The sequence below is a fragment of the Micromonospora matsumotoense genome, from assembly GCF_050951065.1.
In the GTDB taxonomy this organism is placed as follows: domain Bacteria; phylum Actinomycetota; class Actinomycetes; order Mycobacteriales; family Micromonosporaceae; genus Micromonospora; species Micromonospora matsumotoensis.
The window spans coordinates 4,648,360-4,664,576 of sequence record NZ_CP192025.1; the positions used below are offsets into that span (position 1 = coordinate 4,648,360).

Sequence of the window (16,217 nt, forward strand, 5' to 3'; positions counted from 1 at the left end):
CTCAGCTCGACCGGTCGAGCGCGGCGCGCAACGCCTCGCCCAACTCCCCGTCGCCGGGAGCGGTCAGCCGTACCGCGTGTTCGGTGAGCCCGACGAAACCCTCCCGGGCCCCGCCGTTGCGGGTGGGGCTCACCAGTACCACGTCGGCGTCCCGCTCGACGTCGACGTGCCGGGTGCCCTTGGCGTAGGTGGCGTAGGTGCGTAGGCCGAGGGCGTCGAGGACCGGCGCGAACGCCGACGGCCCGCCCCGCAGGTCCGGGGTGGGCACCCCGGTACGCGAGGCGTCGAGCATGCGGGACACCGCCGCGCCGAGTTCCCGGTCGTCGGCCGGCTCGTCGAGAAGCACGAATGCGCCGTTGGCGATCCACATGCCGTCGCCGGTCAGCGAGGAGGAGTGCGCGACGTACCGACCTCTGCGTAGGTCGAGTGCGGCGAGTCTGGTCATCGGTGTCCTCTGTGGAAGGTGGGCGCCCCCGGGCTACCCGTGGGCGCCCCCGGTGGTCTATCTGATCGGGATGATCCGCACGGTCACCCCCCTCTGGGCACCGTACTGGACGATCTGGTTGAGCGCGTTGCGCTGGGCGCTGGTGGCCGCGCCGCGTTGGACGGCGATCTCCAGCTCCCGGACGGCGACCTGCCCGGGTCTGATGGTGACGCCGTCCCAGGTGACCGGGTTGCTCTTGGCGAAGCCGGCCGCCTTGTCGACGTAGCCCTGCAACCGGCTGGTGAGCTGGCCGGCGCTCTGGTAGCTCTTCGCGGTCAGATCGACGCTCTTGATACTGGTGGCGGTGCCGTTGGCGAACCGGTCGATGGTCGGGAAACTACGCGGCAGGTTGCCGCCGAGCTTGGCCTCGATGGCCAGGCCGCGTTCGAACTGGTTGAGCTTCCAGACCGAACTGCCGGCCTTCAGGTACGCACCGAGGCCGCCGGTGAGCGCCCCCAGCGCACCACCGATGGCGAAGTCCTTCAGGGCGTCGCCCGCGCTGTACTTGCGTCCCGTCAGCGCGGCCAGGCCCGCGCCGATGCCGACCGAGGAGGCGCCGCCGATCAGCGCCCCGATCAGGATCGGCACGCAGATCGGGCAGTCGCCGTTGGGGTCGGAGAGGTTGACCGGGTCGTTGAGGGCGTACGTGTAGAGGTTGGTGCTGCCGCCGCCGAACCCGGCCGGGTCCTGACTGAGGAACCGGCCCGTGTCCGGGCTGTACCAGCGGGCCCGGTGGTAGCTCAGCCCGGTGTCGGCGTCGCGTTCCCGGCCGGTGAACCCCTGGGTGTTGCTGCTGGTCGCGCCGCTGGTGGTGACCGCGCCGAACGGGTCGTAGGTGTACCGGGTGGTCAGCGTGCCGGCGGAGTCGGCCAGGCCGAGCACGCTGCCGAGCGGGTCGGTGACCGGCACCCGGGCACCGGCGGCGTCGGTGCGGACCAGCGTCTGGTCCAGCCCGGCGGTGAGCCGGTCGGCGACCGCCGTGCCGGTCTGCTCCCGGACCAGGTTCGGGCCGTCGTAGCCGAAGGTGGTGGTGGCCGCACCGGAGGTACGGCTGGCCAGCCGCCCGGCGGCGTCGTAGCCGTACGCGGTGGCCAGGCCCGGCCCGGTCACCCCGGTCAGCTCACCCCGGGCGTTCCAGGTGTAGCCGCGTACGCCGTCGCCGGTGAGGTTGCCCTCGTCGTCGTAGCCGAACGTCTGCGCACCTCGGCTGGTCAGCCGGTTCGCCGCGTCGTAACTGGCCGCCGGCCCGGTGGCGGGGACGGTGACCTGGGCGAGGCTGCCGGTCAGGTCCGCCACCCGACCCGTGCCGTCGTAGCCGTAGCGCAGATCGCCGATCGGCACCCCGCCGGTGGTCTCGTAGGACAGCCGGGTGAGCTGGGAGGCGGCGTCGTAGGCGTACCGGGCGGTGACGCCGGCCTGCTCGACCCGGGTGGTGCGGCCGGCGGCGTCGCGGTGCCAGGTGGCGGTGGTGCCGCCCTGGGTGATCTGCGCGATCAGCCCGGTCTGGTCGTAGCCGTAGGAGATGGCCGGCTGACCGGGCACGGTCATCGCGGAGCGTCGGCCGGCCGCGTCGTAGCTGTAGCCGACGGTGCCGGTCGGGCCGGCGACGCTGACCACCTGGTCGAGGTCGTTCCAACCGAGGGTGAGCAGGCCACCGGTGGAGTCGTTGACGGTGGTGAGCCGGTCCAGGGTGTCGTAGCCGAACCGCTTGGTGCTCTCGTAGGTCGGGCCGGCGGTGGCGCCGTACCCGATGAAGGTGGTGCGGCCGAGGACGTCGTACTCGGTGACGGTGGTCTTGCCGCGCCGGTCGGTGGCCGACACCACCCGACCGAGCACGTCGTAGGTCTGGTGGGCCTGCTTGCCGCGCGGGTCGGTGACGGTGACGGGGCGGTCGGAGCTGTCGTAGACGACGCTGGTGCTGTTGCCCCGGGCATCGGTGACCATGGTCAGGTTGCCGTTGCCGTCGTAGCCGAAGGTGGTGGCCCGGCCGAGGCCGTCGGTGCTGGTGACGACCTGGTTGTCCGGGTCGTAGCGGACCCGCTCCAGCACCCCGTCGGCATCGGTGACCGCCACCGGGCGGCCGACGGCGTCGACGAAGCTGCGGGTGGTCCGGCCCAGCGGGTCGGTCACCGCGACCAGGTCACCCTGGTCGTAGGTGTAGCGGGTGACGTTGCCGAGCGGGTCGGTGAACGAGGTGACCTGTCCGGCGGCGTTGTAGGCGTAGCGTCGGGTCCGGCCGGCGGCGTCGGTCGCGGCGGTCAGGTTGCCCCCGTCGTCGTACTCCATCCGGGTGGTCCGGCCCTGGTCGTCGGTGACCGAGGTGAGCTGCCGGTACGGCCCGCCGGAGGTGACCGTGGCGGACTGCGCGGCGGCGGTGCCGGCGAGCGCGGTGAGGCCGGTGAGCTGCCCGTTCGGGCCGTACCCGAGGGTGGTGCGCCGGCCGTACGGGTCGACCAGCGCGGTCGGCAGGTGGGTCGCCGGGTCCCGGGTGGTGGTCGAGGTACGCGCGTGGGCGGTGCCGGCGGCGGTGGTCTCGGCGGTCACCCGGTGGTCGCCGTCGAAGTGGGTCTCCCGGACGCTGCCGTCGGGTTCGGTGACCGCCGTCTTCACCACCTGACCGGTGGCGTCCGTGGTGTAGGCGAACCCGTAGCTGACCCCGCCGGGCATGGTCTGGGCGGCCACCCGACCGGCGGAGTCGTAGCTGTTGGTGAGGTAGGTGACGCCCCGGGCGTCGGTGACGGTGGTCATCCGGTGCGCGGTGTCGTAGGTGTACGTGGTGGTCCGGCCGCCCGGCGAGGTGACAGTGGTCATCCGGCCGGCGGAGTCGTAGCCGTACTGCACGGCCCGGCCCGCGTTGTCCTGCGCCCGGGTCACCCGGCCGCCGGTGTAGCTGAGCTTGATCCAACGTCCGTTCGGCGAGGTGATCTGGGTGATGTCGCCGGACTGCCCGCCGCTTGCGCGGGTGAGGGTGATCTGGTTGCCGTGCCGGTCGCGGATGGACTGCAACGGGGTGTTCTCCCCGAAGACGTAGACCATGCCGTCGGTGCGGACCAGGTCCCAGCCGTCGCCGTTCCAGCTCATCACCGCGTCGCGGAACGGACCGGTGGTGTCGACGGCCTTGAACACCGCGTCGGTCCAGCCGGTGCCGGGGCTGGTCCGCACGAGGTGCACCTTGCCGCTGTCCGGGAAGATCAGGTCGGCCTCGACGTACTCCTGCTTGGAGTTGATGAAGATGCCGTAGGTGAAGTTCGCGCCGATGCCGAACTCGCGGTTCTGGGTGTCGTTCTGCCGGTAGGTGCGGGTGATCGAGATCGGCAGCACGTCGTTGACGGTCAGGTCGGTGTGCTCGTCGACGAAGAGGCCGCTGGCCAGGTCGACCGGGTCGCCGCCCGCGTCGCCGTCCTCACCCGGGCCGGTGCCGGCGGGGCGCTTGCCGCTGCCGTTGAACATCGCCCCGGTGAACTCCCAGACCCGCACGTCCGGGTCGGGCATGATCTGCCGGCCGTCCGGGGTGACGGTGCCGTGGCCGTAGATGTACCAGCCGGCCTGCGCGCCGGTCACCGCGCAGACGGCCGGAGCCTTCGCCACCGTGGCGGGCTTCTTCGGGTACGACTTCACCGGCGTCTTGACGCACGGCCGGCGCCCCGGGTCGTAGTCCCAGAAGTCGAGCCGGCTACCCGGGGCGAGGCCCTGGGTGTTCGGGTAGATGATCTGCGCGCCCTCGGGCAGGATGACCGCCCCGCCGGGCTGCACGGTGAAGTAGACGGGGGTGCGCACCCCGGCCGGGAGCGGGAACGGCGGCTGGTCCACCGGCAGGGCGGTGATGGACAGTTCGGTGACCCGCTTGCCGGCCCGGTCGCGGATCACCGAGCCCTGGGGCAGCCGCACCTCGAAGCCGGGGATGGCCGGGGTGGTGATGACGGTCTGCTTGCGGGTGGGTGAGGGGAAGCGGACGCTGTTCGCGGTGTCGAGCCGGGTCATCCAGATCGGGTACGACAGCTCGACGGTCTCCCCCGCCCGCAGGTCCACCCCGGTCTCGAAGCGGCCGAACGCCCGGCCGGGGCGGCTCGCCGTCGCCCCGTCGATGACCAGGACGTGGTGGCCGGCGGTGAGCCCGGTGAGCAGGAACCGGCCGGTGGCGTCGGTGCGGGTGCTGCGCCGGCCCACCGTGAGGGTGACGTCGGCGAGCGGTTGACCGTTGAGCAGCAGGGCCTGCCCGGCGAGGGCGGTGGTGCCCCGGTCGGCCCGCAGTGCCGGCTGGAGGTGGCCGTACGCGCCGGTGCGGTGGCTCGCCCAGTCCTCACCGGCGAGGTTGAACCGGTCCGGGGTCCAGGTTTCGGTGACCTCCCCGACCGGCCGGACCGGTTGCTTCGACGGCGTCTTCTCCGGTGGCGTCTTCTTCGCGGTGGCGGCCCCCGCCGGCAGCCGTACCTCGCCGGTGATGGCGCCGACGGTGCCCGCCGACGGGTCGACCAGGACGGTGTACGTGCCGGCCACCGGCAGGGTGACCGCGCTGAGGGTGCAGGTGTCGCCGCAGTACACGCTGCTGCCGAGGTTCGTCCCGTCCGGCTTGCGGATGACCGCTGTGGCGTTGTAGCGGGTGTAGGTGCCGGCGGTCATCGCCACGGTGACCACCTGGCCGGCGCTGCCGGGGAAGGTGAGGGTGGCGTTCTGGCCGGGCACGGTGGTGGTCAGGGTGGCTGCCGCACCGCCCGGGGTGACGGCCGCGGTGGCGTCGGCCGGGACGTCGTACACCTGCACCGAGACCGCGCCGGTGTACATGCCGTCGGGGTTCAGCAGGATGCTGTACGTGCCGGCCACCGGCAGGGTGGTCACGTCGAAGAAGCAGGTCGCCCCGCAGTACGCGCTGCTGGTCAGGTTCGACCCGTCCGGCTTGCGGATGATCGCCGTGGCGTTGTAGGTGCCGTAGCTGCCGGCGCTGCCCTGCACCGAGATGCGCTGCCCGGCGGTGCCGGGGAACGACAGGACCGCGTTCTGGCCGGGGGCTGCGGTGGTCAGGGTGACCGCGCTGCCGCCCGGCGTCGTGCCGGCGGCCGCGTCGGCCGGGACGTCGTAGATCCGCAGCGAGACCGTGCCGGTGTACATGCCGTCCGGGTTCAGCAGGATGCTGTACGTGCCGGCCACCGGCAGGGTGGTCACGTCGAAGAAACAGGTCGCCCCGCAGTACGCGCTGCTGGTCAGGTTCGACCCGTCCGGCTTGCGGATGATCGCCGTGGCGTTGTACGTCCCGTACGTGCCACCGGTGCCCTGCACCACGATCCGCTGACCCGCCGCACCCGTGAACGACAACACCGCGTTCTGCCCCGGGGCGGTGGTGGTCACCGGCACGGCCGCGCCGCCGACGGTGGCACCGACCGCCGCGTCCGCCGGCACGTCGTAGACCCGCAGGGTCACCGCGCCGGTGTAGGCCGCGTCGGGGTTCAGCAGGATGCTGTACGTGCCGGCCACCGGCAACGTGGTCACGTCGAAGAAACAGCTCGCCCCGCAGTACGCGCTGCCGGTCAGGTTCGACCCGTCCGGCTTGCGCACGATCGCCGTCGCGTTGTACGTCCCGTACGTGCCACCGGTGCCCTGCACCACGATCCGCTGACCCGCCGCACCCGCGAACGACAACACCGCGTTCTGCCCCGGGGCGGTGGTGGTGAGGGTGACGCCGACGCCGCCCGGGGCGGTGCCGGCGGTGACGTCGGCCGGCACGTCGGACACCTGGACGGTGAGCGCGCCGGTGTAGGTGGACGCCGGGTCGACCAGGATGCTGTACGTGCCGGCGACCGGCAGCACCATCGTGTCGAACAGGCACGACGTCCCGCAGTACGCGCTGCTGGTCAGGTTCGACCCGTCCGGCTTGCGCACGATCGCCGTCGCGTTGTACGTCCCGTACGTGCCACCGGTGCCCTGCACCACGATCCGCTGCCCGGCCGTGCCGGGGAACGTCACCACGGCGTTCTGCCCGGGGCTGACGGTGGTGACGGTGACCGGGGCGCCGCCGGGGGTGGTGCTGAGGGTGGCGTCGACCGGCACGTCGAACACCTGCACGGTGAGGCTGCCGACGGCCGCCGCAGCCGGGTCGACCAGCACCGTCCAGGTGCCGGCCGTGGGCAGCGGCACCGAGCTGAACGCGCAGCTCGTCGCGCAGGACGAGGAGCCGGCCGCGCTGCCGTTCGGCGCCCGCAGCGTCGCGGTCACGCTGCCGCCGCCGAACGCGCCGGCGGTGAGACTGACGGTGACGACCTGCCCGGCCGTGCCGGGGAACGACACCACGGCGTTCTGCCCCGGCACGGTGGTGGTCACCGACACCGCCGTGCCACCCGGGGTGGTGGTCGCGGTGGCGTCGGCGGGCACGGCGTACACCCGGGCGGTGAGCGCACCGACGGCGGTCGTCCTCGGGTCGACCAGCAGGGTGTAGGTGCCGGCGGCCGACAGGGTCGCGGTGTCCAGGAAGCACGACGTCCCACAGGACGTGTTCGACACGACCGTGCTCCCGTCCGGACGACGCCACGTCACCGCCGCCTCGGACGACCCGAACGTCCCACCCGAAAGCTGCACCGCCACCCGCTGCCCCGCCGCCACCGGGAACGACACCACCGCGTTCTGCCCCGGCACCGTCGTCGTCACCGACACCGCCGCCCCACCCGGGGTGGTGGTCGCGGCGGAGTCGGCGGGTACGGCGTACACCTTGACCGTGATGCCGCCGACGACAGTGCCCTTCGGGTCGACCAGCACGGTGTACGTGCCGGCGGCCGACAGGGTGGCGGTGTCCAGGAAACACGACGCCCCGCAGGACGTGTTCGACCCGACCGTGCTCCCGTCCGGACGACGCCACGTCACCGCCGCCTCGGACGACCCGAACGTCCCACCCGAAAGCTGCACCGCCACCCGCTGCCCCGCCGCCACCGGGAACGACACCACCGCGTTCTGCCCCGGCACCGTCGTCGTCACCGATACCGCCGCCCCGCCCGGGGTGGTGTTGGCGACCGCGTCGTTGGGCAGGTCGTAGACCCGGGCGGTGATCGCGCCGAGGGTGGTGCCGGTCGGGTTGACCAGCACCGTGTACGTGCCGCCGGTCGGGAGGGTGACCGCGTTGAACGCGCAGCTGGTGCCGCAGTAGCTCTCGCTGACCACGGTGGAGCCGTCCGGGGCGCGCAGCGTCACGCCGGCGTCGTAGGTGCCGAAGGTGCCGCCGCTCAGGGTCACCGAGACGACCTGACCGGCGGTGCCGGGGAAGGAGACGACCGCGTTCTGCCCCGGCACGGTGGTGGTCACCGACACCGCCGCCCCACCGGGGCTGGTGGTCGCCGAGGCGTCGGCCGGCACCTCGTGGACCTTGACGGTGGCCTGGCCGACGTAGGTGGTGTCCGGGTTGAGCAGGACGGTGTACGTGCCGTCAACCGGCAGGACGACCGTGTCGAAGAAACACGACCCCCCGCAGTACGCGCTGCCCGTCAGGTTCGACCCGTCCGGCTTCCGCACCACCGCCGACGCGTTGTACGTCCCGTACGTCCCACCGGTGAACTGCACCGACACCCGCTGCCCCGCCGTGCCGGCGAACGAGACCACGGCGTTCTGCCCCGGCACGGTGGTGGTGACGGTGACCGGGACGCCGCCCGGGCTGGCGGTCGCCGTGGCGTCCGCCGGCACCAGGTGGACCTGCACCGCGACCTGGCCCACGGTGACCCCGTCGGGGTTGAGCAGCACGGTGTACGTGCCGTCGACCGGCAGGACGACCGTGTCGAAGAAACACGACCCCCCGCAGTACGCGCTGCCGGTCAGGTTCGACCCGTCCGGCTTCCGCACCACCGCCGACGCGTTGTACGTCCCGTACGTCCCACCGGTGAACTGGACCGACACCCGCTGCCCCGCCGTGCCGGCGAACGAGACCACGGCGTTCTGCCCGACGGCGGTGGTCACCGTGACCGCGCCGGCCCCGGAGGTGGCGGTCGCCGTCGCGTCCGCCGGGACGTCGTGGACCTGCACGGTGACCGCGCCGACGTAGCTGGTGTCGGGGTTGACCAGGACGGTGTAGGTGCCGTCGACCGGCAGGACCACCGTGTCGAAGAAACACGACCCCCCGCAGTACGCGCTGCCCGTCAGGTTCGACCCGTCCGGCTTCCGCACCACCGCCGACGCGTTGTACGTCCCGTACGTGCCGCCGGTGATCTGGACGAGGACCCGCCGGCCGGCCGTGCCGGGGAAGGAGACGACGCTGTTCTGGCCGGGCACCGTCGTGGTCGCCGTCACCTGCGGGCCGCCGGGCGTCGTCGCCACCGCGGCGTCGGCCGGCACGTCGTACACCTGGACGGTGATCGTCCCGGTGGTGGTGGACTGCGGGTCGACGACGAGGGTGTACGTGCCCTCGGTCGGCAGCACGGTGGTGTCGAGGAAACAGGAGGCACCGCAGGAGCCGTTGGAGACGACCGTGCCGCCGCCCGGCCTGCGCAGCGTCACCGCGGCGTTGTAGGTGCCGTAGGTGCCGCCGCTGAGCTTGACCGAGACCCGCTGGCCGGTGCTGCCGGCGAAGGTGACCGCGCCGTTCTGCCCCGGCACGGTGGTGGTGACGGTGACCGCCTCCCCGCCCGCCGTGGTGCCCGCCGCGGCGTCGGCCGGCACCTCCCGCACGGTCGCGGAGACCGAGCCGGTGGCCGTGCCCGACGCCGCCAGCAGCAGCGTGTACGTGCCCGCCGTGCGGGCCGTCACCGTGTCGATGAAGCCGGTGGCCCCCACGCATCCGGCCGACGCCGCGGTACGCCCGAACGGGTCGAGGAGCTTGGCGGTGGAGATGCCGCAGGAGCCGAAGGTGCCGTCGGCGAGCTGCACGCTCGCCCGCTGCCCCTCCGCCAGGTCGAACACGACCAGGGCGATGTCGCCCGCGCTCGCGATCGGGACCGGCGTGGTGACGCCGAGCGCGACCCGGGCGGTGTGCGCCACGTCGGCCACGGTGTAGGGGGCGGGCGCGACGAACACGTCGGCGGCGCTCTCCCCGCTGCCGTGGGCGGTGCGGACGCCGATCCGGCCGGAGGCGACGCCGGCGGGGACCTCGACGGTCAGGCTGCCGGCGGCGACCGTCGACGGGAAGGCCCGGGTGCGGTTGAGGGTGACGGCGTTGTCGGCGGTCTGGGCGGCGAACCCGGTGCCGGTGACGGTGACGGTGCCGCCGGGCGTCACGACGGGAGGCGTCACGGCGGTGACGGTGGGCGCGGACTCGTCCGGCCCGGTGACCACGAAGGACTGTGGGCTGGTCGCGGTGGTCCCGCCGACGGTGACGGTGACCAGGCCGGTGGTCGCCCCGGCGGGAACCCGGGCGACCAGACGCCGGCCGTCGGCACGGGTGACGGTGGCGGGGACGCCGTGGAACGCGACGGTGTTCTCGGCCGCCACGTCGGAGAAGCAGCCGCCCTGCAGGGTCACCTCGGCACCGACGGCGGCACGGGCCGGCACCACCGACAGCAGTGCCAGCGCGGGGGCGGGGCTGCCGTCGTTGGCGACCGAGGTGATGTTGCCGGTGGGGTCGTACCGGTAGCGGGCGGTCCGACCGGCCTGGTCCTGCACCCCGGCCAACTGCCCGGCGGCGTCGTAGGCGTAGCCGACGGAGTCGCAGGAGACGGAGGCCGGGACCATGTCCGGCAGGTCCGCCCGGACGGCGAAGGCCAACAGCAGGACGAGGGTGGCGAGCGTCGCGGTGGATCGCAGCCGGGCACCTGCCCAGACCCTCGATCGGATGGTGCGGCGGTCGAGCGGTCCCGACATGCTGCCTCCTCAGACGCGCTTCTGGGTGGCAAGATAGGCGAGATGCATCAACCGGAATAGATGGCCTGGTGAACAGCGGACCCCTCGACCCGCTCACTCACGGTGACCAGACCGCCTACCGGCAGAAACGGCGACCGGCCCCGACAGCGGTGTCAGCTATAGGACAGTTGATTGTGTAGTCCGATCACCGACCAAATATGGGCAGGTCAGCGATGTGCCCATTCAGTAGGGATAGTCAGCACTGACGCCCTATGCGACCTCAGCCCGTGCCGCTGTCGTGCGCGCCCGCGAGAGAACTGTCCGTGCGACCGCCGACGCCGGCGGCATCGGTGCCCGCGCGGTCTTCGCCGTGCGCCCACAGCAGATCGACCGCGTCGACACCCCGCCGCGACAGGCGCGCTCCAGATCAAGCCCTTCCCCCGGGCCGTTCGCCGGGAAGGTCTGCCGCACCTCCCTCGTCCCGGTGTGCCCGCCACACCGACTGCCGTGGGCCCGTCCATCGCACCCACCGGTCGGTCCGCTACCGGCCGGACAGCGGGATCTCGAAGTGGACGGTCTGGCAGGTGTCGGCGTGGCCGTCCCGGGCGTCGTGGACCGGCGTCGCCAGGCTCCGCCAGAACGGTTCGGCACCGGCGACACGGGCGTCGGTGTGCAGGTAGAGCGCGTGGTAGCGGGGCTGCCGGGTGACGAAGTCGACGGCGAGGCCGACCAGTGCCCGGGCGAGACCGCAGCGTCGGTGTCCGGGCCGCACGTAGACCCGGAACAGCTGCGCGGTGGTGTCGCCGGGGTAGCGCTCGGCGAGGAAACGCGGGTGGGGTGGGCTCTGGGGTGCGGCGGCGCGTACCGCGGTGGTGCCGACGACATCGTCGCCCCTGGTCGCGACGAACAGGGCGTGCTGGTCGGGCGTGAGGTAGGTGCCGTCGAGGTCGATGACGTCGGCGTGCCATTCGGGCCGGTAGCCGAAGCCGAAGTCGCGGTAGAAGGTGTCGAGCATGACGCTGCGCGCCCCGTCGACGTGCCGGTGCTCAGCCGACTGGACCTCGTACGGGCCGATGCGGTGTGGGTGGTGCGGCATGGTTCCTCCGGTCACGGGTGGGTGGGGGCGGTGTCGTCCGCCGGGTGGGTGTGCAGCAGGGCGCGGGTCAGCGGATGGTGCGCCCGGTGGAGCAGGTCGTCGGCCGGGCCACGGTCGACGACGACGCCGGCGTCGAGAACGACGATGTGGTCGGCGAGGTGCGCCACCACGTCCCGGTCGTGGCTGATCACCACGACGGTCAGCCGGAGGCGGTGTCGCAGTTCGTCGAGGAGGGTCAGGATGCCGTGCCGGGTGAGCCGGTCGAGCCCGGCGGTCGTTTCGTCGCAGATGAGCACCCGGGGTCCGCTGGCCAGGGCGCGGGCGAGCGCGGCGCGGTGCAGTTCGCCGCCGGAGAGCCGGTCGGGGCGTCGGGTCACGGTGGGTTCGGTGAGGCCCACCCGGGCGAGCAGGTCCAGGGCGGTGCGGCGGGCCTGCTCCGGTGGGGCGGCGCGGAGGCGGCGCGCCGGGGCGGCCGTCTGGTCGAGGACGGTCCGGTGCGGGTCGAAGCTGGCGCGGGCGTCCTGGAACACGTACTGGATGGCGGCGAGTTCGTCCGGGCGGCGGCGGTCGAGGTGCCTGGCGAGGGGTCGCCCGTCGAGGGTCACCAGGCCGGTGCGGGCGGGGTGCAGGCCGGCGAGGCAGCGGGCGAGGGTGGTCTTGCCGCTGCCGGAGCGGCCGACCACGGCCAGGCACCGCCCGGCGGGGACGGTCAGGGTGACGTCGTGGAGCACGTCGCGTCGTCGGCCGCCGTCGCGGTGGGCGGCGTTCAGGCCGGCGACGTGCAGCAGCGGCCGGTCCTCTCCGGCCGCCGCCGGTGGCCGGTGCGGTGGCGCGGCGAGCAGGTCCCGGGCGTGACGGTGGCGGGGGGCGGCAAGCACGTCGGTGGCGGGGCCGCACTCGACGGCGGCTCCCCGGTGCAGCACGAGGATCTGGTCGGCGACGGCACGCACGAGGGGCAGGTCGTGGCTGAGCAGGAGCACGGCGATGCCGTCGCGGGCGAGGGTGGTGAGTTCCCGGGCGACATCGGTGCGGGTGAGGGCGTCCTGCCCGGTGGTGGGTTCGTCGGCGATGACCAGGACGGCGTGGGTGAGCAGGGCGTGGGCGATGACGAGGCGTTGTTGCTGACCGCCGGAGAGCTGGTGCGGGAAGCGGCGCAGGAACCGGCGGTCGGTGGGCAGGCTGACCCGTTCCAGGGCGGCCGTCACGGTGCGTCGGCGGGCGCTGCGGCGGGCGCCGGGCGGGTGGTGCCGGGCGATCTCGTCGAGCACGGCACCGATGCGGCGTACCGGGTGCAGCGCGGCACCGGCTTGTTGGGGGACGTAGCCGATGCTGCCGGGTGGTGGCGGGGTGCGGGTGGTGACGGGTGCGCCGGCCAGGGTGACGGTGCCGGTGTGGGCGATGTCGCCGAGCAGTGCCCGACCGGTGGTGGTCTTGCCGCTGCCGGAGGCGCCGATGACGGCGAGGATCCCCCCGGCGGGCAGGTCGAAGGAGACGCCGTCGACCAGGCGGGTGTCGCCGGTGGTGACGGTCAGGTCCCGTACCTCCAGGAGGGTTCCGGGTGCCGACGGACGGGGGGCGGTCGTGGTGGGCGTGGGCCGGGGCGGCGGGTCGGGGCGGCGGGTGACCAGCATCCGGTCGCTGGCCAGGTTGAGGCCGACGGCCAGGCAGATGAGCAGGGCGGCCGGCATCGCGACGGCCCAGGGTTGCAGGAACAGCCCGGCGCGGTTGCGGTCCACCATGACCGCCCAGTCGGCGGCGTCGGGTGCCACGCCGATGCCCAGGAAGCTGGCGGTGGCCACCAGATACGTCGCGCCGACGAACCGTACCCCGGCGTCGGCGAGCAGGACCCGGCGGATACCGGTGCCGACGTGGCCGGGGCCGCGTCGCCACCAGGTTTCGCGGTACAGGCGCATCGCCTCCATGGCCGGCCCGTGGGCCAGGGGCAGCGCGGCGGCGCGGGTGATCCGGGTGATCTCCGGTAGCCCGATCAGCGCGACGATCCCGACCAGGGTGAGTGGTCCGGGCGGTGCGGTGGCGGCCAGCAGGATCAGCAGCAGCAGCGACGGCACGGCCAGCGCCAGGTCCAGTGGGCGCATGAGCAGTTCGTCGGCCCACCGGCGGCGGGTGGACGCGGCCAACAGCCCGAGTGGCACCCCGACGAGGTACGCCAGCAGCGTCGCGGCGACGGCGACGGCGACCACCGACCGGCCGCCGAGCAGGATCTGCTGTCCGACGTCGCGGCCGACGAAGTCGGTGCCCAGCGGCCCGTCGTCGGCGAACGGAAACGTGCGGCCGGCCGGCGCGCCGGCCAGGAGCGGCCCGCCCACGGCCAGGCCGAGCGGCACGCTGAGCAGTGCCGCCGCGGTCAGGGTGCGCAGCCGCCTCATCGGCCCACCGGGGTACGCGGGGCGAGGCGGAACGCCACCAGGTCGGCGGCCAGGTTCACCAGCACCGTGGTGACGGCGACGAGGACGCACAGCGCCTGCACGGTGGGCACGTCCCGGGTGGACACCGCGTCGACCAGGGCGGTGCCGAGGCCGGGGATGACGAACACCGCCTCGACGACGATGACCCCGCCGAGCAGCCAGTCGGTGGTGCGGGCGAGTTGCTGCACGACCGGTGCCAGCGCGTCGGGCAGGGCGTGGCGCAGCCAGAGCCGGCCGCCGGTGATGCCGAGGCGTCGGGCGTGGCGGAGGTGCTCGGCGCGCAGGGTGTCGAGCAGGCCGGCGCGGGTGAGTCGGCTGATGGTGCAGACGGGTCGGGCGAGCAGCACGAGCAGGGGCAGCACGAGCACCGACGGCTGGGCGAGCAGGTCGGCACCGAACGCGGTGGGTGGCAGCCAGCCGAGGCGGACGCCGAACACGGCGATGAGCAGGATCGCCAGGGCGAACTCCGGCACCGCGTACAGGGCGACCGACACCGCGGACACCGTCCGGTCCAGTGGTCCCCCTTCCCGGCGGGCCGCCAGCATGCCCAGCGCAACGGCGAGCGGCACCAGCACGAGCAGGGTCACCGCCGCCAGCAGCAGGGTGACGCCCGCGCTGTCGGCGAGCCGGTCGGCGATCGGCCGTCCCGAGATCAGTGACACGCCGAGGTCACCGTGGAGCAGGTCGGTCAGCCAGTCGAGGTAGCGCTGCCAGGCCGGCCGGTCGAGGTCCAACTGCTCGCGGATGGCCGCGATCCGGGCCGGGTCGGGCTGGTCGCCGGCGGTCACCACGGCGGCGTCACCGGGCAGCGCCTCGGTGAGCACGAACACGATGGTGGTGATCCCGGCGACCTGCCCGAGGCCGAGCAGTAGCCGCCCGGCGGCGTAGCGGGCCAGGCTCACCCCAGCCAGACCTTGTCGAAGCGGGCCCAGTCGAGGGTGTTGGCCGGGGCCTGGGCGGACACGCCTCCCACCCGGGGTGCGGTGGCGACGAGGAAGTCGGCGAAGCCCCAGATCAGGAAGCCACCCTCGGCGTGCAGGAGGCGCTGCATGTCGCCGTACGCCTGCCGGCGGGTCGCCTCGTCGGTGCTGGAGACGGCCCGGGTGTAGAGGGCGTCGAAGTCGGGGCGGGTCCACCGGGTGGCGTTGGTGGTGGAGGTGGTCAGCAGCCGCTGCGAGATGTGCGTCTCGATGGGCATGGCGCCGGAGCGGTACGAGGCCAGCACTCCACTGTCGAGGATGTCCTTCCAGTAGGTGTCCCTGTTGCCCAGCGCGGTGTCGATGACCAGACCGGCCTGCTTGGCCTGTTCGGTGAGGATGCTGGCGGCCTCGACGAAGCCGCTGGCCACGGCGGCGGTGTCGAGGCGTATCCGCAGGCCCCGGGCGTCGGCCTTGTCGATCAGGAAGCGGGCCCGGTCGAGGTCGTGGGTGCGCTGGGTGATGTCGTCGGCGTAGTGCTGGTAGCCCCTGCCGAACAGGTCGTTGCCGATCTGCCCGGCGCCGGCGAGGACGGTGTCGACCAACTGTCGGCGGTCGGTGAGCAGGAACATGGCCTCGCGGAGGTCCCGGTTGTCGAACGGCGGCCGGTCGACCTTCATGGCGAAGGACTGCATGGTGCTGTTCGGCATCCGGGTGACGGTCAGCCGGGTGCTGCCGGCGTGGGTGCGGGCGGTGGTGGGGGTGATGTCGTGGGCGTACTCCACCTGCCCGGCGAGCAGGGCGTTGACCCGGGCCGACTCCTCGTTGCTGATCAGGAATTCCAGCTCGTCGAGGTGGGCGGCACCCTCCCAGTAGCCGTCGTAGCGGCTGAGCAGCAGTGACCGGCCGGGCTGCCAGGAGTCGAAGGTGAACGGCCCGGACCCGACGGGCCGGGTGAAACTGTCGGCGCCCTCGGGGACGATGTACGCGCCGAACGCGGCCAGGGCGTTGGGAAACTCGGCGAAGGGGCGGGTGAGGGCCAGTTCCACGGTGCGGTCGTCGATGGCGCGGCTGCGGGGCAGATCGAGCAGGCCGAGGCTGGCCCTGGCCCGAAACGCCTTCTTCGGGTCGGTGATCCTGGCGTAGCTGTGCAGCACGTCGGCGGCGCGGACCGGCCGCCCGTCGTGGAACGTCGCCTCGCGCAGGGTGATCCGCCAGCGGGTGAGGTCGCTGTGGGGTTCCCAGCGTTCGGCGAGACGGGGTCGGATGGAGACGTCGGGGCCGTAGTCGGCGAGCTTGTCGAACATCGCCTTGGCCCGGGACGCCTCGTTGAACAGGTTGGCCAGGTGCGGGTCCAGCGTCTCGTTGACGCCGCCGCCGGCGAACGCCGCCCGCAGCCGGCCGCCGCGCCGGGGTTGCCCGGCGGCGGTGCGGGCCGGGTCGTCGCCCGCGCCACAGCCGGCCAGCAGGGCGGCGGAGACGGCGGCGGCACCGCCGAGCAGACCGCGGCGGGACACTCTTGCCGCACCCACAGGCAAGTTATCCATCAT

At 73.3% G+C, this 16,217-nt stretch carries 6 protein-coding genes; all 6 read right to left on the reverse strand.

Features of this window, described 5'->3' with window-relative positions; translation table 11 throughout:
• Position 1: 1 nt before the first annotated feature.
• The 6 genes from ACQP1S_RS20340 to ACQP1S_RS20365 all read right to left on the reverse strand — a co-directional run bounded on the left by ACQP1S_RS20340 (position 2) and on the right by ACQP1S_RS20365 (position 16,184).
• Positions 2-445, reverse strand: a complete 444-nt coding sequence (locus ACQP1S_RS20340) for a hypothetical protein (protein ID WP_432897836.1) — start codon at positions 443-445, stop codon at positions 2-4.
• 57 nt (positions 446-502) lie between these two features.
• Positions 503-10,249, reverse strand: a complete 9,747-nt coding sequence (locus ACQP1S_RS20345; protein ID WP_432897839.1) for an RHS repeat-associated core domain-containing protein — start codon at positions 10,247-10,249, stop codon at positions 503-505.
• A gap of 520 nt (positions 10,250-10,769) precedes the next feature.
• A complete protein-coding gene (locus ACQP1S_RS20350) occupies positions 10,770-11,324 on the reverse strand; it encodes a GNAT family N-acetyltransferase (RefSeq protein ID WP_432897841.1) in 555 nt (184 codons plus the stop codon).
• A gap of 11 nt (positions 11,325-11,335) precedes the next feature.
• Positions 11,336-13,711: an ABC transporter ATP-binding protein/permease gene (locus tag ACQP1S_RS20355; protein ID WP_432897844.1), complete on the reverse strand. Its 2,376-nt coding sequence runs from the start codon at positions 13,709-13,711 to the stop codon at positions 11,336-11,338.
• The gene (locus tag ACQP1S_RS20360) at positions 13,708-14,652 is read right to left on the reverse strand and encodes an ABC transporter permease (RefSeq protein WP_432897847.1); all 945 of its coding nucleotides are present in this window, start codon (positions 14,650-14,652) and stop codon (positions 13,708-13,710) included. Before ACQP1S_RS20360 ends, ACQP1S_RS20355 begins: the two co-directional genes overlap by 4 nt.
• Positions 14,649-16,184, reverse strand: coding sequence for an ABC transporter substrate-binding protein (locus ACQP1S_RS20365; protein WP_432897850.1), 1,536 nt, complete (start codon positions 16,182-16,184; stop codon positions 14,649-14,651). The genes ACQP1S_RS20360 and ACQP1S_RS20365 overlap by 4 nt, the downstream gene beginning before the upstream one ends.
• Positions 16,185-16,217 lie beyond the last annotated feature (33 nt).

Bases quoted from the DNA above. Each gene is read 5' to 3' on its own strand.
- ACQP1S_RS20340 (WP_432897836.1), bottom strand. From the start codon at position 445: ATGACCAGACTCGCCGCACTCGACCTACGCAGAGGTCGGTACGTCGCG.
- ACQP1S_RS20355 (WP_432897844.1), bottom strand. From the start codon at position 13,711: ATGAGGCGGCTGCGCACCCTGACCGCGGCGGCACTGCTCAGCGTGCCG.
- ACQP1S_RS20350 (WP_432897841.1), bottom strand. From the start codon at position 11,324: ATGCCGCACCACCCACACCGCATCGGCCCGTACGAGGTCCAGTCGGCT.
- ACQP1S_RS20345 (WP_432897839.1), bottom strand. From the start codon at position 10,249: ATGTCGGGACCGCTCGACCGCCGCACCATCCGATCGAGGGTCTGGGCA.